The following is a 17,158-nucleotide window of genomic DNA, read 5'->3' on the forward strand; positions in this document are numbered from 1 at the left end:
GAGTCCGGTCGCACTGATCACTCGACCCTTCGTCGAGTTCCCGAAGGGAGCAGTAAGCGAGTGCACTCGATCTCCGTCGTGGTGCCTGTGTACCAGGGCGAACGCACGATTTCCGCGCTGGTCGACGAGCTGAACACTCTCACCGGTACCTGTGTCACTGCAGGTGGTGCCGAATTCTCGGTCGACGAGATCGTCCTTGTCCATGACAACGGGCCAGATCGCTCCGACGTCGTCCTTCTCGAGTTGGAACGCCGTTTCGACCACGTACGGGTGATTTGGCTGAGCCGCAACTACGGCCAGGACGCCGCAACGATTGCCGGTATGGCTGCTGCCCGCGGCGACTGGATTGTCACGATGGACGAGGACGGGCAGCATGACCCGGCGTCGATCAGCGCGTTTCTCGACACCGCACTGCGAGAACGTGCCGATCTTGTCTATTCGAAGCCGGTCAATACCCGCCCCCACGGATTCTTGCGGAACGTGACGTCGCGGGGCGCAAAGATGGTTCTGGCTACGGTGTTCGCGTTCCCGGCATCGGCGCAATTCGAGAGCTTCAGACTTGTTCGCGGCGACATCGCGAGACAACTGGCGGAGGTAGCCGCAAACGGTGCGTACCTCGACGTCGCTCTGACCTGGGTGGTGGGTAACACCGCCACCGTTCCGGTTAGCTTACGTGCGGAGGGCCGAGAGGAATCCGGCTACAACTACCGCCGGTTGTTCTCTCTGTTCTGGAAGATGGTGTTGTGCAGCGGAACCCGGGGTCTCCGATTGGTCAGCCTGCTCGGCGTGACTCTTGCGCTCGCCGGAGTGGTGGTCGCTGCGGTGATCTTCGTCCAGGCGGTGACCGGCGACAACAACGACCCTGAAGGCTGGGCATCGATGATCGTGGCGATGCTGCTCTGCTCGGGGGCAATTCTGTTCTCGCTTGGTCTCATTGCCGAATATCTCGGGGTTGCCCTGCATATTCTGGTGGGCAAACCCCTGTATCTCAAGGTCGATGCACCACGTCCGGGTGTAACTGAAATGGACGGTGTCACACGTGAACGCTGACCGCATCATCTTCAGTCGGCCCTACCGTGCCTCGAATGAATTGACCAATCTGGCAACGGTTCTGGAATCGGATCACATTCACGGCGACGGCACATTCACCGCCTCGTCCACCGCAAAGATCAAGGCGATCACCGGCGCCAAGCACGCCCTGCTGACAACCTCGTGCACACACGCGCTCGAACTCGGTGCACTTCTGTTGGAGATCGGGCCGGGCGACGAAGTCATCGTTCCAAGTTTTGCCTTCAGCTCCGCAGCAACCGCGGTCGCGCTGCGCGGGGCAACCGTCGTGTTCGTCGACATCGATCTGGAAACCGGCAACATCGATCCGGTCGCCGTCGCCGACGCGATCACACCGCGCACCAAAGCCGTGCTGGTCATGCACTACGGCGGTGTGGCAGCCGAGATGGAACCGCTGCTGGCACTCGCGAAGGAACACGGCGTTGCGTTGATCGAGGACAACGCGCACGGACTGGGCGGCACGTGGCGGGGCCGAACACTCGGCACCATCGGCACCGTCGGCACTCAAAGTTTCCACGACACCAAGAACATTCATTGCGGTGAGGGTGGCGCGCTGCTGCTCTCCGACGATGCACTGATGGAGCGCGCCGAGATCATCCGCGAGAAGGGCACGAACCGTGCTCGTTTCCTGCGTGGTCAGGTGGATAAATACTCGTGGCAGGACATCGGCTCGAGCTATCTGCCCAGTGAACTCAACGCGGCGGTGCTCGACGCTCAACTAGCCGAATTCGACGCGATTCATGCGGGCCGTCATCGCGTCTGGGACGACTACAGCGAGAACCTGTCCGATTGGGCGAAGAATCACGACGTTCAACTGATGACCGTTCCGGACGATTGTGAGCACCCCGCGCACCTGTTCTATGTCCGGCTGCCGAACGAGCGCAGCCGCGACGCCATGATCCGGCACATGGCCGAGCGCGGCGTAGTGGCACCCTTTCATTACGTGCCCCTGGACACGAGTGCGGCCGGACTGCGCTACGGCCGCACACCTGTGCCGTGCGTTCGTAGTCTGCAGTTCTCGACCACGATTCTGCGACTTCCGCTGTGGCCGATGCTCACAGCCGACCAGCAGGGCCGCGTCGTAGATGCTGCGGCGTCGTATCGCGTGTAGGTAAGACTTCTAGGGCCCGGACGCTTCCTGAACGGGCTTTTCGGTTGTGGGTGTGGAGGGCGACCATTCGTCCACCGTGCCGTCGGGGAAAATGATCTGCGCTACGCCCGTGATGGTGTCGCGGGCGTGGAGCGCACTCTCGTCGTTGGTGGCGTCTGTCATCGAGGTATCCGGGATGAGTCCGTAGTTGTCGTCGTCCTGATACTGAATATCCTCGCGCGTGGTGACAGTCACGATGAATCGGTTGTCCTCGCCGACGATGCCGGTGGTCAGATGGACCCACTGGTCGCTGACACAACACATCCATCCCTGTTTGACGGCAAGCACCGGTTCGTTGAAGAGAGCGTCCGGGAGGCCGAAGCGTTGGTCGTAGCCGTCGGCGGCAGTCGCCGTGGATTCGCGGAGGTGGTCGACGATCAGATTGATCCGGTCCGCCCCCAGCCCTGCGGTGTCGTCGAGGACTCCGTCGTAGAACGTGATCAGATCGCGCGCCGTAGTTTCGGTGTTCCACCACAAACCGTCGTACGGCGCAGTGGTGGAGGTCAACGAGTAGCGTTGCGCGACGCGGTTCACGAGGTCGGAGCCGCCGGCAGCGTCCCACAGGAGATTGGCGGCCGTGTCATCGGAAGATTCGAGCATGGCAACCATGAGGGCGCGGTCGTCGTCGCCGAGTGGGCGTTCGTCACGCGAATCTTGATAGAGCAGATCCTCGGCGATGAAAAGCTTTGCTACCGAGGCTGTTTCGATCTGCTGATCGCCGCCCACCTCGAGATAGTTGTTCGTGGTGCGGTCGAAGACGGCAATCGACGCCTCTGCGCCGCGATCAAGTGCGGCAGTACGGGCCTGTTCGAGTCGCACGTCAAGGGCCTGCGCGAGCGGCACGTTTGTATCGGGGAAGGGGGAGGTCTCGGTGGATGCTGCCTGGTTTGCGGCCGCGCTGCATGATGCCGCACAAGTAACTGCGGCAATCATTGCGATAACCCGGACGAACCGCGCAGTCATCAATTTCCCCCGGACTCCGGACACGGCGCTGTCTGCCGGTCTTCTTGTTCCAGGATAGCGGTAGGCTCGGTTCTCGTGATTCTCAAGACCGTGAACCAGCGCATTGCCGAGGAACTCGACGTCCGCGAAGGGCAGGTGGCTGCGGCCGTAGACCTGTTGGACGGCGGGGCCACCGTGCCCTTTATCGCCCGGTATCGAAAAGAAGTCACCGGCACTCTCGACGACGCTCAATTGAGACTTCTCGAGGAGCGGCTGCGCTACCTCCGCGAACTTGACGAGCGGCGCGACGCGGTTCTGGTCGAGATCGAATCCCAAGGAAAACTCGACGACGCCTTGCGTGGTCAGATCATGCTTGCCGACACAAAAGCGCGGCTAGAAGACATTTACCTGCCGTTCAAGAAGAAGCGCCGCACCAAGGCGCAGATCGCCCGCGAGGCCGGGCATGAGCCTGTGGCCGATGCTCTCATCGGGGATCCCACCACCGATCCTGCGCAGTATTCGGAGGAACAACTCGACGGTGCGCGATCGATCCTGGTCGAGCGCTTTGCCGAAGACGCGGACCTCGTCGGTGAATTGCGTGAGCTGATGTGGACCCGCGGGCAGGTTGTCTCCGCGGTTCGCAAGGGCAAGGAAACCGATGGCTCGAAGTTTGCTGACTACTTCGAGTTCTCCGAACCCTTCGCAAAACTTCCCTCCCACCGAATCCTCGCGGTACTGCGCGGAGAGAAGGAAGAAGTGCTGTCGGTGACGATGGCACCCGATACCGCGGAACTCGCACCGGGGGAGCGGACGGTATACGAAGGCCGCATCGCAACCCGGTTCGACATTGCGGATCGTGGACGCGCAGGCGACGGCTGGCTCCTCGACACCGTTCGATGGGCGTGGCGGACCAAGTTTGCAGTCACCCTCGGCGTCGACGTCCGGATGCGCCTGCGCCAGTCTGCGGAGAAGGACGCCGTCGACGTGTTCGCGACCAACCTCAAGGACCTTCTGCTGGCAGCGCCCGCCGGCGCTCGTCCGACTATGGGTCTCGACCCCGGATTCCGAACGGGCACAAAGGTTGCCGTCGTCGACGGAACGGGCAAGGTTGTTGCATACGAGACTATTTACCCGCATCAGCCCCACAACAAGCGAGACGCTGCTCTGGCCACACTGGCGAGCTTGGTAGCCAAGCACGGCGTCGAATTGATCGCCATCGGCAACGGCACCGCGTCACGTGAGACCGATACGCTGGCCGGCGACTTGATCACCAAGTCCGGCGCCACCAACCTCACCAAGATCGTTGTCTCCGAAGCCGGTGCGTCCGTGTACTCGGCGTCGGCCTACGCATCTGCGGAACTGCCGGACCTCGACGTGTCCATCCGCGGAGCCGTCTCCATCGCGCGTCGCCTTCAGGATCCCCTCGCCGAACTGGTGAAGATCGACCCGAAGTCCATCGGCGTCGGCCAGTATCAGCACGACATCACCGAATCGCTCCTCTCTCGTTCACTCAACGCCGTGGTCGAGGATGCTGTGAACTCGGTGGGCGTCGACGTGAACACGGCGTCGGTCCCGCTGCTGGCCCGTGTCTCGGGTATTGCCGGTTCGCTGGCGGAAAGCATTGTGTCGCATCGAGATCAGAATGGTCCGTTCCGAACGCGCAAGGCACTCAAGGACGTCTCGCGGTTGGGACCCAAGGCGTTCGAGCAGTGTGCGGGCTTCCTGCGCATCGCCGACGGCGACGACCCGCTCGATGCGTCGAGTGTGCACCCCGAGGCGTATCCCGTCGTCCGCAAGATCGTCGCGAGCGCAGGTGGTGACGTCAGTAGTGTCATCGGCAATGCGACGGCATTGCGCTCGGTGCGCGCCGCAGATTTTGTCGACGACCGCTTCGGCCTCCCCACCGTCACCGACATCATCGCCGAACTCGAGAAGCCGGGCCGTGATCCGCGTCCGGAGTTCAAGACGGCCACCTTTGCCGCCGGCATCGAGAAGGTCGCACACCTCAAGCCCGGAATGGTGCTCGAAGGCGTAGTCACCAACGTCGCGGCCTTCGGCGCCTTTGTCGACGTGGGAGTGCACCAGGACGGATTGGTCCACGTCTCCGCGATGTCGCACAGCTTCGTCAAGGACCCGCGGGAAGTGGTGAAGTCGGGTGACGTCGTCAAGGTCAAGGTGCTCGAAGTCGACGAGGCTCGCCAGCGCATCGCGCTGACACTGCGACTCGACGACGAGGTCGGTGCGCCGCCGCGAAAGTCCGACGGTCCTCGCGGTGGGCAGAACCCGCGTCAGGGTCAAGGCGGGCAGCAGCAGCGCCGCGGCGGTGGCCAGCAGCAGGGCGGTCGGGACAAGCGCCCGGACAACCGGGCGCCGGCGTCCGGGTCGATGGCCGATGCCTTGCGAAATGCGGGATTCGGCAAATAAGAGGGTTCGAATGATTCACCCCGCCCGGTTTGTCACAATTGAGCAGACCGGGTCGGGGGACTTCGTGGAGTGAGGGCAGTAATGGGCGAGTGGCTCGACCGCGAGATCGTCGCCCACGGCCGACTGCCGCTGTTGTTCTTTCTTCTCGGTTTTCTCGCTGCGTTCCTGTTCATTCGGCTCAGCGTGCGAATGATCCGCGCGCAGGTGAAGTGGTGGCCGGGCAACATCACTCCAGGTGGTCAGCACGTTCACCATGTGGTCTTCGGCGTTGTTGCCATGATCGCCTCGGGCGGCGCACTGATCGCGGTCTACGTGGACGGCTCCCAAACCACTGGCGCCGTCCTCGCCGCGATCTTCGGGATGGGCGCCGCGTTGGTGCTCGACGAGTTTGCGCTCATCTTCTATTTGAAGGACGTCTACTGGTCGGAGCAGGGCAGGACGTCGGTCGACGCGGTTTTTGTCGCCATCGCGGTGACAGGCCTCGTTCTGCTCGGCTTCCGTCCGCTAGAGCTGCTGGACTTGGCCGGCTTCCGCGAGGAAAGAAACCCCTGGATCAGATTGGCCTTCGTGTTTGTCGCTCTGATCAACTTCGGCCTGGCCGCGATCGTGATTCTCAAAGGCAAGATCTGGACGGGTCTCGTCGGATTGTTTGTCCTCCCACTGCTGATCATCGGAGCGATCAGACTCAGTAGGCCTGGTGCGCCGTGGGCGCGGTGGCGGTACACCCGCAAACCGAAAAGAATGAAACGGGCGCTCGAACGTGAACGAAAATGGCGACGCCCCGTTATCCGGGCCAAGATCTACGTCCAGGATCTGATCGCCGGGTCGCCGAGCGTCGAACATGCGATGGCTGCGGCGGAGGAGGAACTCGACCACACGATTCAACCGGCTCCGCCACCTCCGGTTTCGCCCTTACTGTCCGCGTCTGGCACAATGGACGGGTTGCCTGGACCAGGCAGCAGTACTTGATCTGGGCACGAACCAGTCGAGCGTCGTATCGGGCTTACCGAAGCGTCGCCGCTCGGTTCCTCTGCTCCTGCGAAATGCAAGGATGACACATGAACACTTTGGACTTCCTGGATAAGAAGTCGCTGCGCGACGACATTCCTGACTTCCGCCCCGGCGACACGCTCAACGTGAACGTCAAGGTTATCGAAGGCTCGAAGGAGCGCGTGCAGGTCTTCAAGGGCGTCGTTATTCGTCGTCAGGGTGGCGGCGTTCGCGAAACCTTCACCGTCCGCAAGGTTTCCTTCGGCGTCGGTGTCGAGCGTACGTTCCCGGTTCACAGCCCCACGCTGGCCTCCATCGAGGTTCTGACCCGCGGTGACGTTCGTCGCGCGAAGCTGTACTACCTGCGCGAGCTGCGCGGCAAGAAGGCAAAGATCAAGGAAAAGCGCTGATCTTTCTTATTGGCCCGGCACCGCGTACGCGCGGTGTCGGGCTAATCTGTTTCTGTGGCAGATTCTTCGAAGGAGCAGGCATTGTCGTCCGGACCCGAGAATCAGGATGGAACAGGTAATCCCGAGGAACAGAACACTCCTCGACCACAGACATCTCACCGCTCACCCAAGAAACAACGATCGTTCTTCCGGGAACTCCCGATACTGATCGGGGTGGCGCTGGTTCTCAGCATCGTTTTACAAGCATTCGTCTTTCGCGTTTTCCTCATTCCGTCCGAGTCGATGGAGCCGACCCTGCACGGCTGTGCAGGATGTACCGGTGACCGCATCGTGGTGGAAAAGATCGGATACCGCTTCGGCGATCCGCAGCCCGGCGACGTAGTCGTCTTCAAGGGCCCCGATTCATGGAACACCCACTACACCTCCACGCGGTCGGACAACGTCGTGATGCGCGGAATCCAGGAGGTCGGCTCGTGGGTCGGCCTGGTCCCGCCCGACGAGAACGACTTGGTCAAGCGCGTCATCGCCACCGGCGGACAAACCGTCGAGTGCTGTGACGAACAGGGGCGAATCCTCGTGGACGGCAAACCGCTCGACGAGCCCTACGTCAAGATGGACTACCCGTTCACTCCCGGCGTCCAGGATTGCCAAACCGCTGTTCAATCCGGCCGATGCTTTGCTCCCGTCACCGTGCCCGAGGGACACGTGTGGGTGATGGGCGACAACCGGAGCAATTCCGCCGATTCGCGCGCCCATGTGCAGGACGAGCTCCAGGGGACGATCCCGCTGGACAACATCATCGGTCAGGCACGCTTCATCGTTCTCCCGCCTTCACGGATGGGTAGCATCAGTTCACCTGATCCCCAAAGCAATTGAGTGCAGAAGACCGTGAGTAGTTCGAGTACTTGGCCACCCCGAGTGGTCATTCGCAGATCAACAGGTTTGCGAACGATGGAGTCTGCGCTGTATCGAACGGGGATGGGTCCGGTTGCCGGTGTCGACGAAGCCGGACGCGGTGCGTGCGCCGGCCCACTGGTCATCGCGGCGTGTGTTCTGGCGCCGAAACCGCATGTGGCCCTTGCTCGTCTCGACGATTCGAAGAAGCTCACCGAACGTGCCCGCGAAGAACTTTTTCCTGAGATCAAGCGGTTGGCATTGTCCTGGAGTGTCATTTCTGTCGAAGCCGAGGAAATCGATCGGATCGGCATCCATGTCGCCAACATCGAAGGGATGCGACGCGCTGTTGCCGGCCTCGAAACTCCACCCGGATATGTGCTCACCGACGGGTTTCGAGTTCCCGGACTGCCTGCGCCGTCGCTGCCAGTCATCGGTGGTGATGCCGCAGCCGCGTGCATCGCGGCCGCCAGTGTGCTCGCCAAAGTGACGCGCGATCACGTCATGGAAGAGATGGACGGAACCCATCCCGGATACGGCTTTGCGATCCACAAGGGATACAGCACACCCGTGCACATGGACGCGCTCGACGAGCTGGGCCCGTGCCCGGAGCACCGGATGACGTACGCCAATGTCGTTGCTGCGGGACTCCGGGTGGAGCAGCGCGCGGGGCATACGGGATGATGAAGGTTCAGACGAACTGGGAGGACTGGCTAAACCGATGAGTGCCGAGGATCTCGAGAAGTACGAAACCGAGATGGAGCTGTCGCTCTACCGCGAATACCGGGACATCGTCGGACAGTTCTCCTACGTCGTGGAGACCGAACGACGTTTCTATCTCGCCAACACGGTCGAGTTGCTGCCCCATAATTCGGATGGCGAGATCTACTTCGAACTGCGGATGTCCGACGCGTGGGTGTGGGACATGTACCGCCCCGCGCGATTCGTGAAATACGTGCGCGTCGTGACGTTCAAGGACGTCAACATCGAAGAGCTGGACAAGCCGGATCTGCGCCTGCCGGACTGAGCTTGGCTCACATGGACTTTTGCGCACAATGACGGCCTCGCCGATTTTCGGCGGGGCCGTCATTGTTCTTTGTTCGGGTCAATCGCCCTTCACATTGACGATCTGACGCAGCGTGTGACGGATTTCCACCAAGTCCTTGGCATCGTCCATCACGACGTCGATGTCCTTGTACGCTCCCGGAATTTCGTCGAGAAACGCCTTCGAACGCTTGTACTCGATGCCGACCATGGCCTTGTCGAGGTCGTCGATCGTGAACGTCCGCCTTGCCTTGTTCCTGGCGTAGACGCGACCGGCGCCGTGCGGGCTGGACTTGAACGACGGCACGTTGCCCTTGCCGACCACAACGTAGCTGGCCGTTCCCATGGACCCTGGGATGAGTCCTGGCACGCCCACGTCGGCCTTGATCGCCCCCTTCCTGCTCAACCACACACCGCGGCCCATGTGGAATTCCTTCTGGGTGAAGTTGTGGTGGCAGTTGATCCTCTCGAGTTCCTCGACGACAGCCGGCCCGCCGTCGCCCATGAAGTACGCGAAGTCCTTCACCACCCGATCCATCATTTCCTCACGGTTCAACAGAGCAAAATGCTGCGCCCAGTTCAGATCGGTGATGTAACAGTCGAATTCGGGTGTCTTCTCGACCAGGTAGGCGAGATCCCGGTCGGGGAGGTCGATGTGCCAACGGGCGCACAGATCCTGCGCGACCTTGATGTGGTGCTGTGCGATCTTGTTGCCGACACCGCGGCTACCCGAGTGCAGGAACAGCCACACGCCGTCATTCTCGTCGAGGGTGACCTCGATGAAGTGATTGCCCGACCCCAGCGTTCCCAACTGGAAACGCCAGTTGTTCTTGAACTTGTCGTAGAAGGGCAGTCGATCACCGGCCATCGATTCGAGCTCTGCGATACGGGTTTGCGCCGTTGCGGTCAGTGTTTTGTTGTAGACACCGGCAGACAGGGGGACCGAGCGTTCGATACTGTGGCGAAGCGCGCTCAGATCGCGACCGGTCAGATCCTGAGCGTTGTAGTGGGTTTTGACTGCGATCATTCCGCAGCCGATATCCACGCCGACGGCGGCAGGCATGATCGCGCCTTCGGTCGGGATGACCGAACCCACCGTCGCACCCGCACCGAGGTGCGCATCAGGCATCAATGCCAGATGTGGACGGACAAAAGGCATCTGGGACGTGCGCAACGCTTGCTCGCGAGTTTTCTCGTCGAGTATCGATGCCCAGTTCCACAGCCTTTCGGTGATCTTCTCCATCAGTTTTCTCCCACATAGTGCACGTCGAGGACCTGCTGGTCCTTGTGGTGTGCGGGATCAACCATGCGCGTCGAGAGGTGGTGTGTGCAACCGATTTTCAGGTCCGAAGACCGTCGGCAAGCTCGTAGATGCGGCCGACGTACTTCTCCTGGAAGGCTTTTCGGGCGGCTGCAGCTTGATGTTCTGCCCCCGCGTGCGTGTAGACGTACTCGAGATGGACCAAGCTTTCGCCGATGTCGACGCGGCGCTGATCGAGCACCGCCAGCTCCTCGACCAGCCGCGCCAACTCGCAGGTTGCGTCCGTTGTTTCGTCCATGGCGGTCCTCGATGTGCTCGTCGATACGTCCTGGTCCCAGGCTAGCACTCTTCGAACAGATATTCGAAGGTGAGTTTTGTCGTCAGCTGCCGGGGATGAAGCCCGGGTATACGAAGTGGCCCGGTCCACCGCCGGGGAGACCGGATCCGGACACGTTGGGCACATTGGCTTGGAGGCGAATCAATTTGTGCGGATTACCGTACTGATCGGCCTGCCAGCATCCGGTCAGAACTCCGTGAAATGCCGTGCACACAATGCGTGTGCTGGTGCCGAACGGTGACGTGAGCCGGTCTTGATTAACAAATGGATTCCAGTAATTCGGATTCTCTGGAGTGAGGAAATTCGAGTTGTCGAACGGTACCGATGGGCTCGGGTACGGAGGAATCGGCGGCCACTCGTCCTGGGCCTGCGCGATCGCCGTGCTGCCGAGGGTAACTGCTGCAACTGAAGCTGCGACGACGGCAGCTTGGGCGAAATGGCGCATTCGCGGTTTTGTCATCTGTCGAGAATAGGGGCGACGCCGCACATGACCGGGCGAATCCAGGCCACAGTTCAATGTCGAAATGGGCATCAACGTAGAAATGGGCAGAGCTACCAGCATGCGCTGGCGGCTCTGCCCATTTCCTTCCCCGAACTGAGTTAGCTCAAATTGCCGATCACATTGCCCAGGACTCCGCCGATGACGTTGGTCATCGACCCCTGCGGATCGGTGAGGGAGCCGAATACCTGACCCGATCCGGTGTTCACCGAACCGAAGCCCATGTCTTCGAGGCTGCCGGCGCCGGCCTCGACAGGATTCGGCTGCCGGATCGTGACGCACACGCCCATCGGGTTGATGTTCCAGTCGCCGGCCGCGAGCACGATGTTGGTGCCTGCGCCGCTGTCGAGCTGACTGCCGACAGTGGCATCATCGGGAACCTTGTAGGTGGTTTCCAGAGCGATGACGCCGCCGCCGGCCGTCGTCCACCCGCCGCCCTTGGCAACTACGGAAGTACCGTTGACGACGGCTGTGCCTGTGACATCTTCCCACTGTTGGTTTCCGATAAGCCATTTGACGTTAAGGCGAGCCTTGACCAACTGGAATCCTGCCGGGTGGAAGTCGCGGATCTGGTTGACGAGTGCTCCCGAACCCGACACTTTGGTGAGATAGGTGACCGTCTGCCCTGGTGCGACGGTGCCGTCTCCGACCACCTCTTTGCTGACGGTGTAAGGAAGTCCCCAGGAGCCGGCCCAATCATCGGTGACCGACTGGCTGAGCGCGCATGCGGGTGCGGCTTGTGCCACCGATGCTCCGAGTCCGACAGTGACGCCGGCGGCAAGGAGGACGAGAGACGTAGTGGTCGCTACTGCGTGGCGTAGTGAGCGGCGTGACATGTAGAACTCCATTCAGCGAAATGCAGCGGTCTTGTAGGTTCGAGCAAAAACTATAACCAGTTCTACTGGACCGACGTCCAGTTTTGGTGGGAATCGGAATATTGCCGGTATGCAACCGGACTTGTCGCTAATCGCCCACCTGCAAATGGGTAGTGCCGGGCCCTCAGAAGATTCGCAATCGTCGGGAATCGCTACTCGGGGAAGTGGTGGTGTCGATACAGCCGCCCATCCTCTGGAGTCTGCTGTCCGATTGACTAGCACATGAGGCACTGTTGTTCGAGCGAATGAATTGTTCGCGGTTTCGAACTCCGGGAGTAGGCGGAGTGAGCGTGATTCCATGCAGCAGTTCTCGTCGATTTGGCGTTTCTGGTCGCGCTGAGAGTCGTGAAGCTGAGAGTCGTGAATCAGTCTGGGACTTCTTCGCTGGTGTAAAGCTGCGCTGTTCCAACTGCTTCGTGCGCGGGGTCGATGTCAACTTGGTAGGCCGCAACGATTCGACAGACTTCGTTGTTGTAGTCGACAAGTCCCTCGACACGGATCATGTTCGGTCCCCAATTGAGCTCGACTGCCTGCATTTTGACACTCAGTTCGCCGTGGTCAGTCGATAGCATGAGGCTCGTGATCTCTGGTGACGGCATCCGATAGGGCTTGTCCTCAATCGCGAGAATGAGTAGGTAACGAACCATGGGGATCAAACTAGTGCAGTGAGGGGCGACCTGTGCCAGATCAGCTGGCCACCGATTGCCATTCGACGATCGTCAGCGCTGTCAAATGTCGAACAAGCATCAGCCTCGATCGAGACGGACTTTCCAATTTCGGAAGCTATAGTTCGACCCGTGGCCACCTTTGTATCCAACCTTGGAATCACAGTTGCCGATTGTCGGCGAATCATCGCAGATCCGATCCTGGACGGTAGCTCATTTATGCTCGACATCGATGGTGGCATCCAGAGTTTGGTTATAAGTTCCTTGTTGAGATCACGGGACGAATTGACGGTTCAGTGTGAGGGTCGGTTCTGCTTTGTCACACTGCACCTGCCAGACGACGTCGATGCGGTAGCTCAGGCCACGATTCTCTACAAACGCCGTCCCTGAGGCTCTCTGACTACTCGGGTCCCGTTGTTCTGTCGAATTCCACAGGCCTCGAGTTATCAACAGGTGGGTTTTCTTTTGTTGGGGTGCGCGGTTGGTGGGGCACTGTGACGGGTGGGACGCGTTTTGCATGGGCGGGCGCGCGGGACCGGAACGGTGGGGGCTGTGATGGCGGGGAATATGGCGTTGGGGGCGCGCGGCGAGGATGTGGCTGCGGAGTTCCTGGTCGGTGCGGGTTTGGAGATTGTCGAACGGAATTGGCGGTGTCGGTACGGCGAGTTGGATGTTATTGCGACGGTTGATGATCGGATTGTTTTTGTCGAGGTGAAGACGCGTAGTGGGGTGGGGTACGGGTCGCCGGCGGAGGCTGTGACGTTTGCGAAGCGCCGCCGGATTCGGGTGTTGGCGTTGCAGTGGCTCGGTGATTCGGGTCGGTCGTGGTCGAAGGTGCGTTTTGATGTGGTGGCGGTGTTGATTCGCCGCGATCAAGATCCGGTGGTCGAGCATTTTGTGGATGCGTTCTGATGGCGTTGGGGCGGGCGCATTCGGTGGCGGTCAGTGGCGTCGACGGTCAGATCGTGGAGATCGAGGCGGATATCGGGCGTGGTTTGCCTGGTGTGCAGTTGGTGGGGTTGCCGGATACGGCGTTGCACGAGTCGCGGGATCGGATTCGGGCGGCGGTGACGAATTCGGGGGAGGAGTGGCCGGACAGCAAAGTAATTTTGGCGTTGTCTCCTGCGACGTTGCCAAAGGTGGGAAGTGTGTACGATCTTGCTCTTTCCTTGGCGGTGTTGGATGCGGCAAAGAAATTGCCGCGCAAGGAGTTACGCGAGACGATTTTTTTGGGTGAGTTGGCGTTGGATGGCCGGTTGCGGTCGGTGCGGGGTGTGTTGCCTGCGGTTCTGGCGGCGAAGCGTGCGGGTTGGGGGACGGTGGTGGTTCCGCGTCAGGCGATGGCTGAGGCGGGGTTGGTCAAGGGGATCGAGGTGCTCGGTGCCGGTGATCTGGCTTCGGTGCTCTCGTGGTTGCGGGGTGAGATTTTCCTGCCTGTTCCGGAGCCTTTCGAGCGGGCGGTGGAGGTGGGTGTGCGTGATCTCAGTGAGGTGGTGGGGCAGGCGGATGCACGCTGGGCTATCGAAGTGGCTGCGGCCGGTGCACATCATTTGATGTTGACGGGTCCGCCGGGAATCGGGAAGACGATGTTGGCTTCGCGGCTTCCGGGGATATTGCCGCCGCTGACGGAGTCGGAGGCTCTGGAGGTGACGGCGATTCATTCGGTGGCTGGCGTGTTGACGGCGGAGCATCCGTTGATCGACATGCCGCCGTTCATTGCGCCGCATCACAGTTCGTCGGTGAGTGCGTTGGTCGGTGGTGGTAGTGGCATGGCAAGGCCAGGCGCGGTGAGTAGGGCGCACCGCGGGGTGCTCTTCCTCGACGAGTGCGCGGAGATCGGCGTCAAAGTGCTCGAAGCCTTGCGAACACCGTTGGAAGACGGCGAAGTTCGGATAGCTCGACGTGACGGAGTCGCTCGGTATCCGGCGCGTTTCCAGTTGATCTTGGCTGCAAATCCGTGTCCGTGTGCGCCGCCGCGTGACGCGGACTGCGTGTGTGCACCCGCGGCGAGGCGACGGTATCTGGGCAAACTGTCGGGACCGCTACTCGATCGAGTCGATATTCGGGTGCGGATGCAGGCAGTCGCAACGGGCGCGTTGATCGACGAAGTAGGCGAGAGCACCGAAAGCGTCCGAACCCGAGTATCCGCGGCGCGTGATGCCGCGGCGGAACGCTGGAGTGACTACGGATGGCGGACCAATGCCGAAGTTCCGGGCCCAGCGCTGCGACAGAAGTTCCGACTCTCACGCGACGCTCTGGCGCCCGTCGAGCGTGCGCTCCGCAAAGGCGTGATCACTGCGCGAGGTGCTGATCGGGCTTTGAGAGTTGCCTGGACAGTTTCGGACTTGGCGGGTGAATCAACGCCGGGCCCTGATCAGGTTGCAACGGCACTCGATTTCCGAGACAGGGGATTTCAGTGAGCACACATGACCCGCGACAACTCGCCTGGGCGTACCTGTCCGCGGTTGCGCAAGGGCCGAGCGTTCACTTGGCCGCGTTGGTCGAGCACCTCGGCGTCGAGGAGACGGCACGGGCCGTGAAATCCAGGGATCTGCCGCCGTCATTGGAGGAGAAAACCCGGGCTCGGGCGCATATCGACACTGCGCAACGCGATCTGGACCTGATGGCGGCGATGGGAGGAAGGTTGGTAACTCCGGATTCCCCGGAATGGCCGTCGTGGCGACTTCTCCCGTTCAACGATCTCGACGTGGCAGCAGGTGAAGTCCCACCATTTGTTCTGTGGGTCTTGGGTTCTCGTGATCTGACGGAACTGACGGAGAGATCTGTCGCGATTGTCGGTACGAGGGCGTCGACGGCATACGGTGAGCACGTGACCGCTGAGATAGCCGGTGACTTGGCAGTGGACGGATGGACGGTGACGTCGGGCGCAGCTTTTGGTATTGACGGCGCAGCGCATCGAGCAGCAATGGGAGTAGGTGGCACCACGGTTGCTGTGTTGGCGTGCGGAGTGGACCGCGCCTACCCGTCCGGTCATGCTCGATTACTGCGCCAGATCGTGAGTTCCGGAGCGGTGGTGAGCGAATACCCGCCGGGGACTACTCCGGCCAAGTTCAGATTCCTTGCCCGGAATCGACTGGTCGCTGCGCTGTCCGACGGGGTGGTCGTGGTTGAAGCGGGATGGCGAAGTGGTGCGAGGAACACGGCTAATTGGGCGCGGAAATTAGGTCGCCCGGTAATGGCAGTGCCCGGACCGGTGACATCATCGTCGTCTGCCGGCTGTCACAGAATGATTCGTGAGGGAGAGGCATATCTTGTTGCGAACGCGGTCGACGTCGTAGAAGTTTCCGGACCGTTCGGTGTTCTGAATTCAGAGCAGGACGCTGCTGCGGTTCGCGACATCGACTCGTTGACCGGTAATTCTCGACTCGTGTACGAGGCATTACCAGGAAGCGGTTCACGAAGCACAAATGAGTTGTCCGAGGCATCTGGGCTGCTGATTTCCCAGGTTCGTGCAACACTTCCACTGCTCGAGTTGGAGGGTTTTATCGACTCTGACGGAAGCGGGTGGTTTCGTACGAAATAGGCGTTGTGCAGTGGGTCTATTTTTGGCGTGATGGTGTGATCGGTCATTTGCCAGATCGTTGGCACAATGTTGTGTAGCGTGTCGGTTGGTTCTTCGAAAGACTGTTTATCGGCACGTCAGAGCGGTGCGGTGGGGCGCTGCACCGAATGAGAGGGGCGGCAGTTCAGGTCGGACTGTGCGGTAGGTTACGAATGCCGCTCGCGTGTCTCAGGAATGTCTCAGGTTGATGTGCTGATTTGCCGATTAGTCAGTATCGTCCAGAAAGGTGCGGGTTTCCATGTCGCGCCCGGTGGTCGAAATAGATTGCGCGCCAATGCTGTAGCGCTGGATCGAGGTAACTCGATGTCGCTAACTTATCGTTAATGCAAACCGCCGAGTCTGTTCGGTTTGTTTTTCGGTTCTGTGGGCATCTTTGTTATTGCTATGGAATTCTGTGTATTGTGAAGCGAAAGCAAATCGATCATTGAAAGAGGAGTGCAATGGCTGAGAAGCTGATTCGGCAACTCATTGACGACCTTGATGGTAAGCCGATCGACGATGGCTTCGGTGATCGAATTGAGTTCTCGTACCAGGGAACCGATTATGTGATCGACCTCCGGGCAACCAATGCGGAGAAGTTCGACGCAGCAGTCAAGCCGTTCGTTGATGCTGCAGCCAAGGTATCTGCACGTCGCGGCAAGAAGGCGCAGCTCCCATCTACGCAGGCTACATCGGGTTCTGGGCGTTCCAAGGAGACCTTGCAGGCTATTCGTGACTGGGCAGCAAAGAACGGTTACGAGGTCGCACCGCGCGGTCGTATCAAGGCAGAGATTATCGACGCATTCGATGCTGCTCACTAGAGCACATTGACCTTCGCTGGCACTTCACGGATTCCGTGGAGTGCCAGAGTTGTTTTTACTCTTTCTTTGCTGGCAGTGCCTCCGAATGAGCGAGTTGATCGCTGAAGTGAGGAGTTGTCCTTTCTTTGGCAATGATTCTTCATTCGGGTTGGTCGGTTTTCAGTCGATTAATTAGGTCATCGGAATCGGTATGTATCGCTGAGCGACGCTGACTGG

At 60.5% G+C, this 17,158-nt stretch carries 19 protein-coding genes; 13 read left to right on the top strand and 6 right to left on the bottom strand.

All coding sequences use genetic code 11. From position 1 onward, the window contains the following. Positions 1-60 precede the first annotated feature (60 nt). Positions 61-1,050, top strand: coding sequence for a glycosyltransferase (locus RG2_RS10375; RefSeq protein WP_033236544.1), 990 nt, complete (start codon positions 61-63; stop codon positions 1,048-1,050). Next, on the top strand, positions 1,040-2,179 hold the full coding sequence (rffA, locus tag RG2_RS10380; RefSeq protein ID WP_033236543.1) for a dTDP-4-amino-4,6-dideoxygalactose transaminase: 1,140 nt from the start codon (positions 1,040-1,042) through the stop codon (positions 2,177-2,179). The genes RG2_RS10375 and rffA overlap by 11 nt, the downstream gene beginning before the upstream one ends. Positions 2,180-2,188: 9 nt before the next feature. Here rffA and RG2_RS10385 read toward each other — a convergent pair whose 3' ends face one another. Continuing rightward, positions 2,189-3,181, bottom strand: a complete 993-nt coding sequence (locus RG2_RS10385; protein WP_033236542.1) for a serine hydrolase — start codon at positions 3,179-3,181, stop codon at positions 2,189-2,191. Positions 3,182-3,256: 75 nt separating this feature from the next. Between RG2_RS10385 and RG2_RS10390 the strand changes: the two genes are divergently transcribed. The 6 genes from RG2_RS10390 to RG2_RS10415 all read left to right on the top strand — a co-directional run bounded on the left by RG2_RS10390 (position 3,257) and on the right by RG2_RS10415 (position 8,905). Continuing rightward, positions 3,257-5,584, top strand: a complete 2,328-nt coding sequence (locus tag RG2_RS10390) for a Tex family protein (protein WP_033236541.1) — start codon at positions 3,257-3,259, stop codon at positions 5,582-5,584. 81 nt (positions 5,585-5,665) lie between these two features. Continuing rightward, the gene (locus RG2_RS10395) at positions 5,666-6,553 is read left to right on the top strand and encodes a hypothetical protein (RefSeq protein ID WP_033236540.1); all 888 of its coding nucleotides are present in this window, start codon (positions 5,666-5,668) and stop codon (positions 6,551-6,553) included. Between the two features lie 89 nt (positions 6,554-6,642). Beyond that, a complete protein-coding gene (gene rplS / locus RG2_RS10400) occupies positions 6,643-6,984 on the top strand; it encodes a 50S ribosomal protein L19 (RefSeq protein ID WP_033236539.1) in 342 nt (113 codons plus the stop codon). 54 nt (positions 6,985-7,038) lie between these two features. Next, positions 7,039-7,860: a signal peptidase I gene (gene lepB / locus RG2_RS10405; protein WP_033236538.1), complete on the top strand. Its 822-nt coding sequence runs from the start codon at positions 7,039-7,041 to the stop codon at positions 7,858-7,860. Between the two features lie 12 nt (positions 7,861-7,872). Then, positions 7,873-8,562, top strand: coding sequence for a ribonuclease HII (locus RG2_RS10410; RefSeq protein ID WP_072782561.1), 690 nt, complete (start codon positions 7,873-7,875; stop codon positions 8,560-8,562). Between the two features lie 37 nt (positions 8,563-8,599). After that, positions 8,600-8,905: a DUF2469 domain-containing protein gene (locus RG2_RS10415; RefSeq protein ID WP_003942715.1), complete on the top strand. Its 306-nt coding sequence runs from the start codon at positions 8,600-8,602 to the stop codon at positions 8,903-8,905. Between the two features lie 78 nt (positions 8,906-8,983). Here the strand turns inward: RG2_RS10415 and RG2_RS10420 are convergent, their stop codons facing one another. The 5 genes from RG2_RS10420 to RG2_RS10440 all read right to left on the bottom strand — a co-directional run bounded on the left by RG2_RS10420 (position 8,984) and on the right by RG2_RS10440 (position 12,541). Then, positions 8,984-10,165: an RtcB family protein gene (locus tag RG2_RS10420; protein WP_033236536.1), complete on the bottom strand. Its 1,182-nt coding sequence runs from the start codon at positions 10,163-10,165 to the stop codon at positions 8,984-8,986. 97 nt (positions 10,166-10,262) lie between these two features. Next, positions 10,263-10,481, bottom strand: coding sequence for a hypothetical protein (locus tag RG2_RS10425; protein WP_033236535.1), 219 nt, complete (start codon positions 10,479-10,481; stop codon positions 10,263-10,265). A gap of 82 nt (positions 10,482-10,563) precedes the next feature. After that, positions 10,564-10,980, bottom strand: a complete 417-nt coding sequence (locus tag RG2_RS10430) for a hypothetical protein (protein ID WP_033236534.1) — start codon at positions 10,978-10,980, stop codon at positions 10,564-10,566. Between the two features lie 140 nt (positions 10,981-11,120). Further along, positions 11,121-11,855, bottom strand: coding sequence for a hypothetical protein (locus RG2_RS10435; RefSeq protein ID WP_033236606.1), 735 nt, complete (start codon positions 11,853-11,855; stop codon positions 11,121-11,123). A gap of 404 nt (positions 11,856-12,259) precedes the next feature. Continuing rightward, positions 12,260-12,541, bottom strand: a complete 282-nt coding sequence (locus tag RG2_RS10440) for a hypothetical protein (RefSeq protein ID WP_033236533.1) — start codon at positions 12,539-12,541, stop codon at positions 12,260-12,262. Between the two features lie 150 nt (positions 12,542-12,691). Here RG2_RS10440 and RG2_RS10445 point away from each other — a divergent pair, with 150 nt between their 5' ends. The 5 genes from RG2_RS10445 (at position 12,692) to RG2_RS10465 (ending at position 16,942) form a co-directional block, all read left to right on the top strand. Continuing rightward, positions 12,692-12,949, top strand: a complete 258-nt coding sequence (locus RG2_RS10445) for a hypothetical protein (RefSeq protein WP_116538755.1) — start codon at positions 12,692-12,694, stop codon at positions 12,947-12,949. Positions 12,950-13,114: 165 nt separating this feature from the next. Continuing rightward, entirely contained in the window at positions 13,115-13,471 is a 357-nt protein-coding gene (locus RG2_RS10450) for a YraN family protein (protein WP_033236531.1), read from the top strand. Continuing rightward, positions 13,471-14,979, top strand: coding sequence for a YifB family Mg chelatase-like AAA ATPase (locus RG2_RS10455; protein WP_033236530.1), 1,509 nt, complete (start codon positions 13,471-13,473; stop codon positions 14,977-14,979). The genes RG2_RS10450 and RG2_RS10455 overlap by 1 nt, the downstream gene beginning before the upstream one ends. Beyond that, a complete protein-coding gene (gene dprA, locus RG2_RS10460) occupies positions 14,976-16,103 on the top strand; it encodes a DNA-processing protein DprA (protein ID WP_033236529.1) in 1,128 nt (375 codons plus the stop codon). Before RG2_RS10455 ends, dprA begins: the two co-directional genes overlap by 4 nt. A 479-nt stretch (positions 16,104-16,582) precedes the next feature. Next, complete coding sequence (locus RG2_RS10465) at positions 16,583-16,942, top strand: histone-like nucleoid-structuring protein Lsr2 (protein WP_033236528.1); 360 nt, start codon at positions 16,583-16,585, stop codon at positions 16,940-16,942. The last annotated feature ends 216 nt before the right edge of the window (positions 16,943-17,158 follow it).

It is taken from the genome of Rhodococcus globerulus NBRC 14531, assembly GCF_001894805.1.
GTDB classification, from domain to species: domain Bacteria; phylum Actinomycetota; class Actinomycetes; order Mycobacteriales; family Mycobacteriaceae; genus Rhodococcus_F; species Rhodococcus_F globerula.

Excerpts from the sequence above, each read along its gene's own strand:
- RG2_RS10395 (WP_033236540.1), top strand. The coding sequence starts at position 5,666 with ATGGGCGAGTGGCTCGACCGCGAGATCGTCGCCCACGGCCGACTGCCG.
- RG2_RS10430 (WP_033236534.1), bottom strand. The coding sequence starts at position 10,980 with ATGACAAAACCGCGAATGCGCCATTTCGCCCAAGCTGCCGTCGTCGCA.
- RG2_RS10415 (WP_003942715.1), top strand. The coding sequence starts at position 8,600 with ATGAGTGCCGAGGATCTCGAGAAGTACGAAACCGAGATGGAGCTGTCG.
- RG2_RS10420 (WP_033236536.1), bottom strand. The coding sequence starts at position 10,165 with ATGGAGAAGATCACCGAAAGGCTGTGGAACTGGGCATCGATACTCGAC.
- RG2_RS10450 (WP_033236531.1), top strand. The coding sequence starts at position 13,115 with ATGGCGGGGAATATGGCGTTGGGGGCGCGCGGCGAGGATGTGGCTGCG.
- RG2_RS10455 (WP_033236530.1), top strand. The coding sequence starts at position 13,471 with ATGGCGTTGGGGCGGGCGCATTCGGTGGCGGTCAGTGGCGTCGACGGT.
- RG2_RS10440 (WP_033236533.1), bottom strand. The coding sequence starts at position 12,541 with ATGGTTCGTTACCTACTCATTCTCGCGATTGAGGACAAGCCCTATCGG.
- RG2_RS10465 (WP_033236528.1), top strand. The coding sequence starts at position 16,583 with ATGGCTGAGAAGCTGATTCGGCAACTCATTGACGACCTTGATGGTAAG.
- RG2_RS10425 (WP_033236535.1), bottom strand. The coding sequence starts at position 10,481 with ATGGACGAAACAACGGACGCAACCTGCGAGTTGGCGCGGCTGGTCGAG.
- rplS (WP_033236539.1), top strand. The coding sequence starts at position 6,643 with ATGAACACTTTGGACTTCCTGGATAAGAAGTCGCTGCGCGACGACATT.
- RG2_RS10385 (WP_033236542.1), bottom strand. The coding sequence starts at position 3,181 with ATGACTGCGCGGTTCGTCCGGGTTATCGCAATGATTGCCGCAGTTACT.
- RG2_RS10435 (WP_033236606.1), bottom strand. The coding sequence starts at position 11,855 with ATGTCACGCCGCTCACTACGCCACGCAGTAGCGACCACTACGTCTCTC.